Raw genomic sequence first — 15,000 nt, forward strand, 5'->3', positions numbered from 1 at the left:
CACAAAGGCAAGTCTCTTATCTAGTTAATTCTGAGTTGAGGCACCTTCAGCCTCAGCTTCAGCCTCTTCCGCGGCCAAAGTGCGCACCAATTCCAGAACCCGGCGGCGCACTTTTGGATCTCTGATCCGCGCAAAAGCCTGGGCCAGCGCAACCCCGTCGGCAGACTGAATAAAGTCATCAATTATAGGAGTTTGGTCGCTTTCCGCCACGCCCGCCGCGTGGGCCAGATCTGCGATGCCTTCGTAGAAAAAAGACACGGGAACGTCCAAAACCCGCGCCAGTAACCACAACCGACCCGCCCCGATCCGGTTGGCCCCGCGTTCATATTTTTGCACCTGCTGGAAAGTCACACCCAGCTCTTCACCCAATTTTTCCTGGCTCATATTCAGCAATTGTCGACGCAAACGCACGCGTGTGCCAACATGCTTATCAACCGTATTGGGACCTCTGGGATTTGTTGTCATTGCACCGCGTCCTTCGTGGGAAGATCTTTTGTTATAATGTCCAATCTCAGTAAGCGAAACCTTGCACACATCGAACTCTGATCAGATCTTCGATTTCATCGACGCTTAAAGCCGAGAAACAGACCAGCTAATGCACACAAAAACCCGAATATTCCGCTCACCCAGGGCCAATCTCCGTAAACCGCGTAGAATGTTTCGTCCAATGGCTCAAGCAGCCTGAAATCCAGCACACCATCGCTTGAATCCGGTGCAATATCGTGCATGCGCCCGTAACCATCAATTTGCCCCGAAACCCCTGAAGAGGCTGATCTGACCATCGCCAGACCTTCTTCAATGGCGCGATAGCGGGTCATAGTCATGAGCTGTTTTGGGCCCGCACTATCGCCATACCATGCATCATTTGAGATATTTAGCATCCAATCGGGCCGATCGTTTCCCCGCGGAATAAAGCGCGGGAAAATGGCCTCATAACAAATCAAAGGCGCAAAACTGGGCAATCCCGGTAAGGTTAAAGTAGAGGCATTTTTCCCTGATGAATAGAAGGGGGAGTTTTGTGATAGAGACGTAAAGTTTAGCAATTCGGTAACTGTAATTAGTGGGTTTCCTTCGCCCAAAGGAACCAGTTTAACCTTATCGTATACACCCTCAAGATGCAGCTTTTCATCATTCTTCACCAAAGTCACGAGACTATTATAATAGTCGATACGCCCATCTAGGGTTGTTGCGCGCGGTGTGCCAATAATCAGGCGAGTTTGGTCCGGCGTTTGTTCACGTAATCTTTGACCAATATCCGGGTCTCGCAAAACAAAACCGGGGATCGCCCCTTCTGGCCATATAATCGCATCGACATCTTGATAACCCGGCACAAAGGAGTGATCGAGATAACGCTCAAGCAATTGAAATCTGTGTTCATACGTCTTCAGACTTTGCGGAATATCCAGATGAACCAGGCGCAATCGCGTCTCAGACAAAGCCTGGTCTTCAGCTTGAGCGAGACGCATCGCCCCAAAACTGACCAGGCCGATTAAAATCAAAACGCCACACGCACTGGGCAAAACCCGCATCCAAAGCCGTTCACCCCCCCACAGAGCTGCCGGAGCGCTCAGCATAAAGAGGGTTAGGGCGCTCAGACCGGACGCGCCAATAAAGGCCGCATTTTGACTGATCACCCCACCCGCCGCCCAGACATGGCCCGGTAAATTCCAGGGAAAACCCGAGAAAACAACCGAGCGCGTCATCTCAATGACGATCATCAGCGCAACGAAAATGACAACGCGCAAAGGCCCCTTCAGGTTGAGCCGTCGATAAAGCGCGCCAACGACGCCCCAGAAGAGCGCAAGCCCCGCCGGAAAGACGATCAACGGCACCCAGATCAGCCAGACATAGCTCTGCCCCTCCACCAGGAAGGCATTAACCGTCCACCACACCGAAGCAAAGAAATAGCCAAAGCCAAAGGTCCAGCCCCGCCAAAAGCCAGAGCGGATCGGGCGCAAGGTTGAGCCGCTATCCAGCGCCCAAATCCAGCCCACCAGGCCGATCATCAAAGCGGGCACGACATAGGTCGGAGCCATGGACCATACACTCAAGGCCCCAAGTCCCGCCAATGCCAGACCGGCTTCCCACCCGCGTAAGGCACGCAGACGGACGAAAGTTCCTAAAACCTCACGCCGCCCAATCACGCAGCATCCACAGCAGCATCTTGCTGGGGCGCGTGTCCGACCCGCTTAATGCGCAGCTTTTTGATTCGGCGCGGATCAGAATCAAGAATTTCAAACTCATAACCGGAATCGTGATGAACCACCTCACCGCGCTCCGGGATCCGGCCGGTGTGGACATAAACGAGCCCGCCCAGCGTATCGACATCGGATTCCTCTTCGCCATTGGCGATGGTTTCACCCACCAAGGCTTCAAAATCCTCAATCGAGGCCCGTGCATCGGCTTCCCAGCAAGCGGGTGTTTTGGCGCGAATAGAGGGCGCTTCATCCTCATCATGTTCGTCTTCGATATTGCCGACAATCGGCTCGATCAAATCTTCAAGCGTCACCAGACCATCAGTGCCGCCGAACTCATCGACCACGAGGGCCATATGCATGCGCCGTGTCTGCATCTTTAACAGAAGATCCAGCGCGCGCATCGAAGGGGGCACATAAAGAAGAGGCCGGCGAATATCAGCCAGGATTTTTTGATCGCGCCAATCGTCTGGGCGTTTACCATCCTCATCACCTGAGAGATAGGCCACAACATCCTTGATATGCGCAACGCCCAAGGGGTCATCCAAAGTCTCATCATAGATGGGAAGACGCGAATGGGCGGCGTTGGAGAAGACTTTAAAAAGCTCGGCCAGGGGGGTATCAATTTCGACCGCGATAATGTCCGCACGCGGCACCATCACATCGGCAACGCGTAGATGCTCATAGGATTGGGCATTGAGCAGAAGGTCGCCATTGGCGCTCTTGACCGCGATTTCATTAGCATCGCCCGTTGTTGAAGAGGGTTTAAATACCCCAAACATACGGGCGAACAGACTTGGAGGCTCACTGGCAGGGTCAGACATTAAAGGTCAAGCGCTCTGATAAGGATCATCAATTTCGAAATGGGCCAAAATACGCGTTTCAAGGCTTTCCATATCCTGGGCCTCATCCTCGTCTTGATGATCAAACCCGTTGAGATGGAGAAATCCATGAACGACTAAGTGTATAACATGGTTGCGTAAAGAGATCCCTTTTTCTTCGGCCTCACGCGCACATGTTTCAAAACCCAAGGCGATATCACCCGGATAGTCTTCACCTTCGGGTGCAGGAAAGGATAAGACATTGGTGGGCTTATCTTTATCGCGAAAGCGCGCATTGAGATCTTGCATCACACCATCATTGGTCAGCATGACCGCAGCCATGCCTTCGCGATAATCCTTGATCAACTGTGCCGCGTGCGCCAGCACACTCTGGCACAGCTCAACCCCATCTTCGAGGGTGCCCCAGGCCTCATCCTCGATCACAAATTCTGCCAACATCGCCTTTGTCCCCTCTTGAGATGACGCAGACATCGCTTATTGACCCTTCGCTTGATCTGCACGCTCATAGGCTTCCACAATCATTGCGACCAGATCATGGCGAACCACATCCTTGCGCGTGAAGGGATTGACCGAAATTCTGGGCACGCCGTCAAGGATTTTCAAGGCCTGAGCCAGACCAGAGGGTTCGCGCGCGGGCAGATCGGTTTGCGTCGGATCACCGGTGATGACCATGCGCGAGCCCTCGCCCAGACGGGTCAAGACCATACGCATTTGCGGTCCGGTGGCGTTTTGCGCTTCATCGCAGATCACAAAGGCCCGGTTAAGCGTGCGCCCGCGCATGAAAGCCAGCGGGGCCACCTCGATCTTGCCCTCTTCGCGCAATTTCTCCATCGCGCGTTGGCCCATGGCCTCACGCAGGGAATCCCAGATCGGCAACAAATAAGGGTCAATCTTCTCGGTCAAATCACCGGGTAGAAAGCCCAAACGCTCACCGGCTTCCACAGCCGGACGCGTAATGACCAAACGCTCAATATTACCCAGCACCAATTGCGCCGCACCATAAGCAACGGCCAGCAGCGTTTTACCGGTCCCGGCCGGACCTACACCGAAGATCAGATCATAATCAGCTTCGTTATTGAGCGCGCGAATATAGGCCTTCTGACCCGCCGTACGGCCCTGAAAGGCGGCCCCGCGCGGTACGCGGATGACATCATCCCCGCCGCTATATTGGCCCTCGCGCCCCATCACACAGGCCGCTTTGGCAATTGCAGGATCTATGGGCAGGTTCTGGCTGGCGCGTTCATACAAGTCCTTCAAGACACGGATCGCTTCCATCCGCATGCCACGATCAGCACTCGTCAGCACAATGACCCCGCCGCCGGGCGCTTCGAGGCGGATGTTCAGCTCCGCCTCCAGGACGGTGGCATTGTCTTGAGCGGGACCGAAGACCCGGCGCACGGCATCTTCATTATCAAAATAAAGCGTTTCACTGACGCCTTTTTGTGGACGCTTAATCTCTTTTACGCGCGGGCTTTTGCTGCGTGACAAACTCAAGATACTCCAATGAGGCGGCCCGCCAGGGCATTGCGCGAGGCGTCCAGGATCTCAACATGGCCAATCTGACCGAGCAGGGATTTTGGCCCTTCGACATGAACAGATTGCAAATATGGACTGCGCCCATGAAGCTGACCGTCTTTACGGCCTTCTTTTTCAAACAAGACGGCAAGATTTTTGCCGATCTGCATTTTATTGAAGGCGATCTGCTGGGCTTCCAACTTGGCCTGAAGGCGTGCAAGGCGTTGGGTTTTAATCTCTTCGTCCACCTGATCAGCCATTGAGGCCCCCGGCGTACCCGGACGGCGCGAATATTTAAACGAGAAGCACGAGGCATAATTGATCGTCTCGACCAAATCCATGGTTGCGTCAAAATCCTCATCGCTTTCACCGGGGAAGCCGACAATCATATCGCCTGAGATCGCAATCCCGGGGCGCGCTTGGCGGAAGCGTTCAATCAGGGCGATATATTGCTCAGCGGTATGTTTACGGTTCATCGCGGCCAGGATTTTATTCGAGCCCGCCTGCACCGGCAGGTGCAGATAGGGCATCAATTTGGGCTCATCCGCGAAAGCCGCGATCAGATCGTCTTCCATGTCATTGGGATGCGAGGTGGTGAAGCGAATACGCTCAATCCCGCCGATCAAGGCAATATGGCGCACCAACTGGCCCAGCCCCCAAGGCCCATCGGCTTCACGGCCCGAAGGCGCTTCACCATGATAGGCGTTGACATTCTGACCCAGCAAAGTGACCTCGCGCACGCCCTGGGCGGCCAAAGCCCGGATCTCGGCGACAATCTGATCGACCGGACGCGACCATTCCGCACCGCGCGTATAAGGCACCACGCAGAAGGTACAGAATTTATCGCAGCCCTCTTGAATGGTCACAAACGCGGCCGGACCCTCAACATGGCGTTTAGCTGGGGCGAGGAGATCGAATTTATCTTCAACCTCAAACTCGGTATCCAGGGCTTCGCCGCGCTCGCGATGCACCTTTGCAATCAGTTCTGGCAATTTGTGATAGGTTTGCGGGCCGACCACCAGATCCACCACCGGGGCACGGCGTTGAATTTCCGCGCCTTCGGCCTGGGCCACACACCCTGCAACCGCAATCGTCATCGGCGCGCCGTCTTTTTTCTCTTTCAAGGGACGCAGGCGACCCAGCTCAGAATAGACCTTTTCCGCAGCCTTTTCGCGAATATGACAGGTGTTGAGAATGATCAGATCCGCGCCCTCAGGCTCATCGCTGGGCTCATACCCCAAAGGATGGAGCACATCGCGCATCCGCTCAGAATCATACACATTCATCTGACAGCCATAGGTCTTGATGAACAGGCGTTTGCGGGTCTGGGCCTCTTCGGGCGCGGCGGTGTCTGGCGAAGCGATATCAGTGGTCATGGATCAGGCTGGCCTCCTTTGCCAGCGCAGCATCTTGTCTTTTCAGATCGTCTCTTACGGGTGAGGAACGCCCCTAGCGACCTTCATCCCATTTAAGGCTGCAGGTTATGCGGAAAATCTCTAAGCCCTGCAAGGCCTCTGAACGGTTAAGATAAGCGCTCATGCGTGCGCTTCAAGCGCACATGATAGCCGTAATACGCAATCACCAGCGCCAAAGCCGTAAATCCAGCCGCGAACACAAAGGGCATGCCAGGTTGATAATGGGCTGAAGACTTATCGCTAAACATCTCAAAAACATGAGAATAAATCAGCGGGCCAAAGAAAAAGGAGAGGCTTTGCATGCTCCCCATCGCGCCTTGCAGCTCACCTTGAGCATTGGCCGGCGTCGCATTGGACATAATGCCCTGCATCGCCGGCTGAGCCATACCGCTGATCGAGGCAAACACGATAATCGGATACACCATCCAGCCCTCTGGGACAAAGCCATAGGCCAAATAGGCTATGATCACGACGCAAAGGCCCAGGACCAGAACCTTCCATTCGCCCAACAGCGGAATGACTTTACGGGTCAATCCCCCTTGAACCAAGGCGGCCAATATCCCCACCACCATTAAAGATAGGCCCACATCGCCTGAGGACCAGTTGAACTTCAATTGCGCGAAATATGACCAGATGGCGGGATAAACTGAATGGCCCAGCATCACCAGGAAAGACGCAAGCATCAACCAGATCACGGTTTTATTCTGCGCCACATGATAGAGCGCGCCCACGGGATTGGCGCGGCGCCAATTGAAGGCGCGCCGGTTCTCCTGCGCCAACGTCTCTGACAAGACGATCATCCCATAGATGAAATTCATCGCGGCTAAGATGGAGGCCGCAAAGAAGGGTGCCCGCGGGCCCAACTCCCCCAAGAAGCCACCAATCGCAGGACCAATAATAAAGCCCAAGCCAAAGGCCGCCCCGATCAGCCCAAAATTTGCCGAGCGTTTTTCTGGCGGGCTGACATCAGCGATAACCGCAAAAGCAGTTGAGAAGGTCGCGCCAAAGGCCCCGCCCATGATCCGACCAAGCAGCAACACCCAAAATGAAGGGGCCAGGGCCATGATCAGGAAGTCCACGCTCAAACCGGCCATAGAGACCATCAGCACGGCGCGCCGACCAAAACGGTCCGACATCGCGCCCACAATGGGGGCACACAAAAACTGCATGCCGGCATAAACCATGGTCAACACCGCACCTTGGGTGGCTGCGCGCGCGATCGGTAAACCGGTTACATCTTCGATAAGATTTGGCATCACCGGGATGATGATGCCAAAAGCGATCATATCGAGCAGAACCGTAACAAAAATAAAGGCCAACGCATGCTTGCGTGCGCCAAAACCGTTGATCACTTATCGTCGTCCGTTAAGGGTGTGCCATAAAGCTCTAGGCGGTGATCCACCAGCTTATAGCCTAAGCGCTTGGCGACCAGCTCTTGCAAGCGTTCAATTTCTTCATCAATAAATTCAACGACTTTACCGGTTTTGAGGTCAATTAAATGATCATGGTGATCATCGGAAGCCTCTTCATAGCGCGAACGCCCATCACGGAAGTCGTGACGCTCAATAATATTGGCTTCTTCGAACAAGCGCACCGTACGGTAAACGGTTGCCAGCGAGATCCCGCTATCAATCGCAGCGGCGCGCCGGTGCAGCTCTTCCGCGTCGGGATGATCCTCCGCCAAAGACAGGACGCGCGCGATAACCCGGCGCTGCTCTGTCATCCGTAGACCTTTTTCGATACATAATTTTTCAATACGGTCTTGCATGGCAGGCTCCTTCACTTGGATCACGTCTATAACGCGCTTTGTCTTTATGGGTCTAGCCGCGAAATATCACAAGAGTTTAGATAGGACGCGCGCATCACTGCCATCGCGGTAATAGGCCTTGCGTAGGCCTTCGCTTTGCCAGCCCGATGACTGATATAATCTCAGCGCGCCATCATTGCGAACTGAAACCTCCAAAAAAAAGCGGCGGGTGCCCAAGCCCGACACCAGACTTTCACTGGCCTTTAACAGATGCGCACCCATGCCCTGATGGCGATGGGCAGGATCAATACCAATGGTGAGAATTTCGGCTTCATCCAAAATCGCGCGAATCAAAGAAAGCCCAATCAGGCCCGCCCCCAGATAAAGCCCCAAGCCATAAATGCCCGTACTCGCGAGCAGGCCCTCGAATTCCTTTGCGCTCCAGGGATGGTCAAAACAGCGCGCGTGCAGGGCGGCGACCTCGTTTGATGACGCATGACTTAAATGACGGCACTGGGCTGTGCGTTCAAACGCAATCACGCCGATGTCCTTTCCCTAAACCGGGTCTTGACCGCCGGGCAATTTAGCATCGGGGGGCCGAGCGTAAAAGGGCACAGGCGGCGCATCGCAAGGATGCTTGGCCGCCACTAAAGCGGCAAATGTCAAAAAATCAAGCGCAATCGAGGGTTCAGCGTGCTCCAATAGGCCCGCCCCACTGCCCACCACATCATCATAACCAGATAGATCCAAGGCCTTAGCTGCGTCCAGGCTTATCCGCTCCGGCGCGTTTAACGCTGTGCCATTTTGAAACGCTTGGACAATCACATCGCCGCGCTTGGCATCATGAACCGTTAAGATGGATTTGTCCCGTTTTGGGTCAGCGCCCAAGGCCCAGAGCTCTAAATTACTGATCCCTATCGCCTTCGCCCCTGTTGCCAAGGCCAAACCGCGCGCGAAGGCGACGCCCACGCGCGTGCCGGCAAAACTGCCCGGCCCGATCGTGACGCCAATGCGTCCCAAGCTGTCCGGGCTCCAGCCAGCCTCGCTCAACAACGCCTCGATCAAGGGCGCGAGATGTTCCGCTTGTCCACGGCCTAAAGCATGACGGCGCTGAAGGAAGGTCTCACCTTCTTTCAGCGCCGCACCACACTCTTGCCCGGTTGTATCCAGGACCAGTATGCGCATTGGGTTTACTTCAAAATCACCGCGGCTTCGGAGAAGTCCAAACGCGGCAGGCGCGGGAAAAGCTTGTCATTCGTGCCATAGCCCAAATTGATCAAGAAGTTAGAGCGCCAGCTGGCGCGTTCTGGATCGTTTTGGAAAAACTCCTTATCAACGGCCGCATTATCAAAGCCCGACATCGGACCAACATCGAGACCCAAGGCGCGCGCGGCCATGATAAAATAGGCCCCTTGCAGGCTGCCATTGCGGAAACCGTGAGAGAAGCGCGCTTCATCGGCCTCGAACCAGTCTTTGGCTTCTGGGGCATGGGGAAACAGTTGAGGGATTTTCTCATGGAAGTTCCAGTCCCAAGCCACGATCGCTGTGACCGGCGCGGACATGGTTTTTTCCATATTAGATTCAATCAAGAAAGGGCGAAGACGCTCTTTCGCGGGGCCTTTGCGCAAAAACATAAAGCGCGCGGGTGATTGATTGGCGCTGGTCGGAGCGTATTTGACCAGGTCAAAAATGGCTTGCAAGGTTGTGTCGGACACATCCTTGTCTTCCCAGCTATAAAAGGTCCGCGCCCCGCGGAATAATTGATCGAGAGCATGATCAGAAATCACCCCATGGCGGTCTTCCAGGGCCAGCGGGGCATTCTCTTGAGTGTGAACGGCTTCGGTCACGACAAAACTCCCTATAGGGTCTGAGTGGATGGCCCGACCATAATCGGCTTTCCATCAAACGCCTATGGCCAAGATGGAAAAAGACTAATGCCCAGTAGACTAGGGTGAATTATACGCCAACCGCTTCTACGGCTGTAACCTCTGGCACATAATGGCGTAAGAGGTTTTCGATACCGTTTTTCAACGTCATCGTTGAAGAGGGACAGCCCGCACAGGCCCCGCGCATATGCAGCTGCACCACACCGGTGTCCTCATCAAAGCTATGAAAGACAATATCGCCGCCATCTTGAGCGACCGCCGGACGGACACGCGTGTCAATAATATCAATGATTTCTTTAACGATGCCGGTCTGTTCCTGGGCCGGAGCCGCGTCCGCATCCTCACCGAACAACGCGCGGTCCGTTTCCAGCACATCCATGATCGCGCCCAGAACGCCGGGCTTCAAATGCACCCATTCGCTGGTGGGATCTTTGGTGACGGCGATATAATCGGCCCCACAGAACACTCGGATCACACCATCCACACGAAACAGCTCACGCGCCAGGACCGAGCTTTCCCCCACCTCAATCGTTTCGAAATCGCGCGGCATGTCGGGCGAGATTTCCCGGCCCGGCATGAATTTCAAGGTATCAGGATTGGGGGTGGTTTCAGTTTGAATAAACATAAGCAGAGGCCATAGGGTTTTGACCTGTGACAATCGGCCAGGTCCATCCATCTCCCCCCACATCTGGTATGGCTTTGACCTCGGGTCAAGGCCGGGCGCACAGATCGTGATCGCTTAAAGTCTTGGCACAAGCTTTAGCACAGCGCCTCAATGGTCGCCTGATCCAACTCACCGGGGACCACGGTGACAGGAATGGCGCGCTTGCCAAACAGGCGTTGGCGGGCGAGTGCGCTGACCAAAGGCCCGGCCCCTTCGGTGGAATTGGATGCGCCCAGGCACAGAATGGCAATCTCGACATTTTCATCGATCAAAGTGCGCAGTGCCTCTTCCTTTGGGCCATTGCGCATCGCCACATCAGGGCGCACACCGGTAATGGATTCAACATCTTCGGCGAGCGATTCAATATGGGCTTCGGCGTTTTGCTCCGCCTCGCGGCGCATGGCTTCGCCCACGCCCATCCAGGCTTCAAAGCCTTCGGTTTCGACCACCGCCAGCAGCATGACCTGTCCACCGGTATTATGCGCGCGTGCCGCGGCAAAGAAGGCGGCCTTGCGCGCTTCTTCACTGCCATCGGCTATGACAAGAAACTTACGTGGTGTATCCATGGGCCAAATGTGTCGCGTTGAGAGGTTTTCAGCAAGTCCGATTGCTCATCTCAAGCCTAGTTTGTGTAAAGGAAGTGTGTGCGCCCATGGCCGAAGCCGAGCCCCTATCCCAACTTCATGATCGGCGCAGTTTAAGCCAACCGCTCGCCACCATCAGCCTTTTTGCCGATCACTTGGAAATGCGCGACGATGAAAAACTGATCCAGCGCATCGCCTTAGCTGAGATAACCAGCGTGCGCATGGCCGTAGAGATGGCCGGACAAGGGCGTCAAATCATCTGTCAAATTCGCACCGATAAAACCGAGATGAAGCTCGGATCCCAACGTCCTTTAGGGGTCACAAGCTGGGAAAATAATGCGGTTAATTTCCGCCAATTCCTGCTCGATCTGCATCAAATCCTGATCACCTTGCCCCAGCCCATCGTCTATGTAGAGGGTCAAAGCCTGAAGCTGCGTCTGATCATAACAGCCGTGGGCCTGGCCATGATTTTCGGCGGAATAGGCTTTGGCTATTGGGCGTTTCAAGATCAGGGTTTGAGCTTTTTGACCCTGATGGCGCTGCCCTTCATGGCGCTAGGGGGGATGGTGGCGTGGAGCTTTCGCCCCTCACGCCCCTTCCCCTATGACCCCAAGGGCTTGATTGAAAACTTCAAAAATCAGATTGAGCGCGCCAAGGATCATAAAGACCCGATCGCTGCGCCCGCCTATAAGGATGAGGGTCAAACGCCCGATGAGGACGACACCGCCGGATCCAGCCCAATCGGCTGATTATTGCGGGTCGTGGCTGCGGTTTTGGCCGGCATGATTATGCTCACCCAGACCATCATGGGTGTGCATGACACCGGGGGCCATGGTCTGGATCGGGAAGGTCACGATCTGCTCACCGCCCTCGGCAAACACCAAAGTCACGTCAATCTGACCGGCTTCGATGGCCTCAGCCGCCAGCCCAAAGACCATCATATGGTGCCCGCGCGGGGCCAGCTCTAACCAACCGCCCGCCGGGATGTCATAGCCTTCAACCGGGCGCATCTGCATGATGCCGCCTTCAGAAATGACGGTGTGCAGCTCAATCCGGCTGGTCTGGTCTGAGCGCGCTGCAATCAAGCGATCCGTCGCCGTACCGCCATGGATCAAGACATAGGCCGCGGTCATATCGCGCCCACCGGGTGGGGTGCGCATCCAGGCGCCTTCGATTTGCAGACCATTATGTGTGGTCACCACCGCGCTTTCACCCGCAGCAGCGGGCAAGGACGTGTCTGGATCTTGCGCAGAACATGCCGCACTCAATACCAAGGCCGCAAAACCCGCACCTAATAGCTTCATCATCACACACCCCTTCACACGCATAAAAAAAGATCAGGCGGACATAGCCGCCTGACCTCTCTAACACAAATTAAACTTATTGTGAGACGCGACCGATTAGCTCGCCCTCCAATAGCCCACCAGGTCACGCACCTCATCCATCACCGGCGTAGCGATTTCACGCGCTTTCTCAGCGCCCTGCTTCAACACCGCATCAATCGTGCCTTGATCATCACGCAATTCACGATAGCGCGCAGAGACATCGCCAAAGAATTCCACCGCCACATCGGCCAGCTTCGGCTTGAACACCCCAAAGCCCTGACCGCCGAATTCAGCCAGAACCTCATCGACAGACTGGTTATTCAAGGCCGCATAAATGCCAACCAGATTGCGCGCTTCGGGGCGATCATTCAGCCCTTCTGCGGTTTCCGGCAGCACATCGGCATCACTTTTGGCTTTTTTGATTTTCTTGGCGATTGTGTCCGCATCGTCTTCCAGATTGAGACGAGACAGATCCGACGGATCGGATTTCGACATCTTCTTGGTGCCGTCTTTCAACGACATCACGCGCGCGCCCGGTCCTTCGATCAAGGGGTCTGGCTGTGGGAAGAAAATCTCGTCCTTATAGAAGTCACGATTGAAGCGCGCGGCAATATCGCGCGCCAGTTCCAAATGCTGTTTCTGATCATCGCCCACCGGCACATGGGTCGCCTTATAAATCAGAATATCCGCCGCCATCAGAACCGGATAGGTGAACAAGCCCACACTGGCGCGTTCAGCATCTTTACCCGCTTTATCTTTAAACTGGGTCATACGCTCTAACCAGCCCATACGCCCGACACAGTTTAGCACCCAAGCCAGCTCTGCGTGTTCCGGCACAGAGGATTGAGCAAAGATGGCCGATTTATTGGGATCGACCCCCGCCGCCATATAGGCCGCCGCGATCGAACGGGTCGTCGCGACCAGCTCTTTCGGGTCATGGGGCATGGTCATGGCATGCATATTGACAACGCAATACAGGCATTCACGGCCCTGATCCTGAAGGGCGGCGAACTTTTTCAAGGCCCCCAGATAGTTACCAAGGTGAAGGCGCCCTGTAGGCTGCACACCGGAAAGAACGCGCTCCGGGCCTGTATATCGAGGGGTCGTATCGGTCATAAGATAAAGTCCATAAGGCGGGTTGGAACATAAAGCGAGATGCGGGTGATAGCGCCCTTCTGACACGCCCTCAAGCCTTTGATACGCTATCATCCTGGCCGCTTGGAGTTTCAAGCTTGGGCTCACTGGGCGTTTTAGGGCCAGATTTCAACGCCTGGCGCAGATCACGCGGGCTGACCGCGCGAATGCCCAGCGCCACACCGCCAAAGATCACCCCGCCTGCCAGAACCGTGGCGGCCATCACCAGCGGACGATCCAAGGGCAGGGCCGTATAATCCCAAACCTGCGCCAAAGCCGGAAGGCCCATATAGACCAGCGCCCAGCAACCCGCCCCCATGGCCAGCGCGGCCAGCATGATCCGCGGCAGGCGCGATTTGGACCCCTGATCAAGGACCAGCAAGTCTTTGCGATACAGGGTAAAGGCCAACAAGCCGGCATTCAGCCATCCGGCCAAGGTCGTCGCGACGGCCAGACCCAGATAGCCCATCCCGCCAAAGAAGAGCCCCACCCCGACAACCAGATTGAGCACCATGGAGGCCATGGCATATTGCATCGGGGTCTTGGTATCTTCACGGGCAAAAAAGCCGGGGGCCAAGACCTTAACCAGAACGAAAGCCGGAAGCCCCAAGCCATAAAGGATCAAAACCGGGGCCGTGCGCGCGGTATCCAGACTGGTAAAATGCCCACCTTCAAACAGGCCCCGCACCAGAAAATCAGGGATAAACACAAAGGCGACCGCAGCCGGGACGGTGAGCAGTAATGACAGCTCAATCGCGCGGTTCATCGCATAATCCCCGCCCACCTTGTCACCCGCGCGCACCCGGCGTGAGAGATTAGGGAGCAGCGCCACGCCCATGGCAATCCCGATCACACCCAAAGGCAATTGATAAAGCCGCTCAGCATAATAAAGCCAAGACCGCGCGCCCTCTTCCAAGGTCGCGATGGAGGAGGTTACCAGCACATTGATCTGGGTCGCGGCCGCCGCCAACGCGCCGGGCACGCCAAGTTTGATCAAGCGCGCGACTTTGGGCGTTAATTGAGGCATTTTAAAACGGATGGAAAGCTTGGCTTGACGCGCGCTCAACCACAGCCAGGCCGCCTGCATCACCCCCGACAAGGTCACGCCGGCCGACAGCCAAGTCACCAAAATATCCGGCGTGACCGGGCGGATATAGGTCGCATAGACCAGAAGACTGATCAGAACCACATTGAACAAGGTTGGGGCCGCCGCCGCGACCGCAAATCGACCTTGCGAGTTTAAAACCCCACTGATCAGCGCCGTCACCGCCATGCACAACAGATAGGGCATGGTGATTTGCAGCAATAATACCGCCAGCACCCGGCCCGTGGGATCATCACTAAGGCCAGGAAAGAACACATAGACCAGCCAGGGCGCAGCGAGCTGAAACAGGACCACAACGCCAAAGGTGACCGTTACCAGAAAGGATAAAGCTTCAGAGGCAAAGCGATCAGCGGCATCACGGCCATCGCCTTCATCGGTTTTGGCATAAAGCGGCACAAAAGCGGCATTAAATGCGCCTTCGGCCAGAATGCGCCGGAAGGTGTTGGGAATAGTCAGGGCCTGAAAGAAGATATCGGCGACACTGCCCGCCCCCAGCGCGCGCGAGGTCAACATATCGCGCACAAAGCCCATAATCCGGCTTAACAGCGTAAAGCCACTGACAACACTTAAATTTCGCAATAGCCGCAT

The 15,000-nt window shown here is 55.5% G+C and carries 17 protein-coding genes; 1 reads left to right on the top strand and 16 read right to left on the bottom strand.

Features of this window, described 5'->3' with window-relative positions:
* Positions 1-24: 24 nt before the first annotated feature.
* The 13 genes from H151_RS0104130 to H151_RS0104190 form a co-directional block, all read right to left on the bottom strand.
* Positions 25-465: a helix-turn-helix domain-containing protein gene (locus H151_RS0104130; protein ID WP_019960374.1), complete on the bottom strand. Its 441-nt coding sequence runs from the start codon at positions 463-465 to the stop codon at positions 25-27.
* Between the two features lie 95 nt (positions 466-560).
* Complete coding sequence (gene lnt, locus H151_RS0104135) at positions 561-2,144, bottom strand: apolipoprotein N-acyltransferase (protein WP_156823356.1); 1,584 nt, start codon at positions 2,142-2,144, stop codon at positions 561-563.
* Positions 2,141-3,019, bottom strand: a complete 879-nt coding sequence (locus H151_RS0104140) for a hemolysin family protein (protein ID WP_019960376.1) — start codon at positions 3,017-3,019, stop codon at positions 2,141-2,143. The genes lnt and H151_RS0104140 overlap by 4 nt, the downstream gene beginning before the upstream one ends.
* Positions 3,020-3,025: 6 nt before the next feature.
* A complete protein-coding gene (gene ybeY / locus H151_RS0104145; protein ID WP_233354509.1) occupies positions 3,026-3,508 on the bottom strand; it encodes an rRNA maturation RNase YbeY in 483 nt (160 codons plus the stop codon).
* A 3-nt stretch (positions 3,509-3,511) separates the two neighbouring features.
* Entirely contained in the window at positions 3,512-4,525 is a 1,014-nt protein-coding gene (locus H151_RS0104150; RefSeq protein ID WP_019960378.1) for a PhoH family protein, read from the bottom strand.
* A gap of 2 nt (positions 4,526-4,527) precedes the next feature.
* Positions 4,528-5,928, bottom strand: a complete 1,401-nt coding sequence (gene miaB, locus H151_RS0104155) for a tRNA (N6-isopentenyl adenosine(37)-C2)-methylthiotransferase MiaB (RefSeq protein WP_019960379.1) — start codon at positions 5,926-5,928, stop codon at positions 4,528-4,530.
* 146 nt (positions 5,929-6,074) lie between these two features.
* On the bottom strand, positions 6,075-7,319 hold the full coding sequence (locus tag H151_RS0104160; RefSeq protein WP_019960380.1) for a TCR/Tet family MFS transporter: 1,245 nt from the start codon (positions 7,317-7,319) through the stop codon (positions 6,075-6,077).
* Positions 7,316-7,735: a Fur family transcriptional regulator gene (locus tag H151_RS0104165; protein WP_019960381.1), complete on the bottom strand. Its 420-nt coding sequence runs from the start codon at positions 7,733-7,735 to the stop codon at positions 7,316-7,318. The genes H151_RS0104160 and H151_RS0104165 overlap by 4 nt, the downstream gene beginning before the upstream one ends.
* A gap of 66 nt (positions 7,736-7,801) precedes the next feature.
* Positions 7,802-8,254, bottom strand: a complete 453-nt coding sequence (gene rimI / locus H151_RS15420; RefSeq protein WP_019960382.1) for a ribosomal protein S18-alanine N-acetyltransferase — start codon at positions 8,252-8,254, stop codon at positions 7,802-7,804.
* Positions 8,255-8,269: 15 nt separating this feature from the next.
* A complete protein-coding gene (gene tsaB, locus H151_RS0104175; protein WP_019960383.1) occupies positions 8,270-8,899 on the bottom strand; it encodes a tRNA (adenosine(37)-N6)-threonylcarbamoyltransferase complex dimerization subunit type 1 TsaB in 630 nt (209 codons plus the stop codon).
* A 5-nt stretch (positions 8,900-8,904) separates the two neighbouring features.
* Complete coding sequence (locus tag H151_RS0104180) at positions 8,905-9,501, bottom strand: malonic semialdehyde reductase (protein ID WP_040758720.1); 597 nt, start codon at positions 9,499-9,501, stop codon at positions 8,905-8,907.
* A gap of 169 nt (positions 9,502-9,670) precedes the next feature.
* A complete protein-coding gene (locus H151_RS0104185; protein ID WP_026353814.1) occupies positions 9,671-10,225 on the bottom strand; it encodes a NifU family protein in 555 nt (184 codons plus the stop codon).
* A 134-nt stretch (positions 10,226-10,359) separates the two neighbouring features.
* Positions 10,360-10,830, bottom strand: a complete 471-nt coding sequence (locus H151_RS0104190; RefSeq protein WP_019960386.1) for a universal stress protein — start codon at positions 10,828-10,830, stop codon at positions 10,360-10,362.
* Between the two features lie 86 nt (positions 10,831-10,916).
* Between H151_RS0104190 and H151_RS0104195 the strand changes: the two genes are divergently transcribed.
* Positions 10,917-11,597, top strand: a complete 681-nt coding sequence (locus tag H151_RS0104195) for a hypothetical protein (RefSeq protein ID WP_019960387.1) — start codon at positions 10,917-10,919, stop codon at positions 11,595-11,597.
* On the opposite strand, the gene H151_RS16845 is transcribed toward H151_RS0104195, so the two are convergent.
* From H151_RS16845 to murJ, 3 genes are all read right to left on the bottom strand, one after another.
* Positions 11,598-12,155: a copper chaperone PCu(A)C gene (locus H151_RS16845; RefSeq protein ID WP_169336702.1), complete on the bottom strand. Its 558-nt coding sequence runs from the start codon at positions 12,153-12,155 to the stop codon at positions 11,598-11,600.
* 93 nt (positions 12,156-12,248) lie between these two features.
* Entirely contained in the window at positions 12,249-13,289 is a 1,041-nt protein-coding gene (gene trpS / locus H151_RS0104205) for a tryptophan--tRNA ligase (RefSeq protein WP_026353815.1), read from the bottom strand.
* Between the two features lie 70 nt (positions 13,290-13,359).
* Entirely contained in the window at positions 13,360-15,000 is a 1,641-nt protein-coding gene (murJ, locus tag H151_RS0104210) for a murein biosynthesis integral membrane protein MurJ (RefSeq protein ID WP_026353816.1), read from the bottom strand.

The organism is Woodsholea maritima DSM 17123 (assembly GCF_000382325.1).
In the GTDB taxonomy this organism is placed as follows: domain Bacteria; phylum Pseudomonadota; class Alphaproteobacteria; order Caulobacterales; family Maricaulaceae; genus Woodsholea; species Woodsholea maritima.

Excerpts from the sequence above, each read along its gene's own strand:
- H151_RS0104140 (WP_019960376.1), bottom strand. The coding sequence starts at position 3,019 with ATGTCTGACCCTGCCAGTGAGCCTCCAAGTCTGTTCGCCCGTATGTTT.
- murJ (WP_026353816.1), bottom strand. The coding sequence starts at position 15,000 with ATGCGGCTATTGCGAAATTTAAGTGTTGTCAGTGGCTTTACGCTGTTA.
- H151_RS0104190 (WP_019960386.1), bottom strand. The coding sequence starts at position 10,830 with ATGGATACACCACGTAAGTTTCTTGTCATAGCCGATGGCAGTGAAGAA.
- H151_RS0104130 (WP_019960374.1), bottom strand. The coding sequence starts at position 465 with ATGACAACAAATCCCAGAGGTCCCAATACGGTTGATAAGCATGTTGGC.
- ybeY (WP_233354509.1), bottom strand. The coding sequence starts at position 3,508 with ATGTCTGCGTCATCTCAAGAGGGGACAAAGGCGATGTTGGCAGAATTT.
- tsaB (WP_019960383.1), bottom strand. The coding sequence starts at position 8,899 with ATGCGCATACTGGTCCTGGATACAACCGGGCAAGAGTGTGGTGCGGCG.
- trpS (WP_026353815.1), bottom strand. The coding sequence starts at position 13,289 with ATGACCGATACGACCCCTCGATATACAGGCCCGGAGCGCGTTCTTTCC.
- H151_RS16845 (WP_169336702.1), bottom strand. The coding sequence starts at position 12,155 with ATGATGAAGCTATTAGGTGCGGGTTTTGCGGCCTTGGTATTGAGTGCG.
- H151_RS0104195 (WP_019960387.1), top strand. The coding sequence starts at position 10,917 with ATGGCCGAAGCCGAGCCCCTATCCCAACTTCATGATCGGCGCAGTTTA.
- miaB (WP_019960379.1), bottom strand. The coding sequence starts at position 5,928 with ATGACCACTGATATCGCTTCGCCAGACACCGCCGCGCCCGAAGAGGCC.
- H151_RS0104185 (WP_026353814.1), bottom strand. The coding sequence starts at position 10,225 with ATGTTTATTCAAACTGAAACCACCCCCAATCCTGATACCTTGAAATTC.
- H151_RS0104165 (WP_019960381.1), bottom strand. The coding sequence starts at position 7,735 with ATGCAAGACCGTATTGAAAAATTATGTATCGAAAAAGGTCTACGGATG.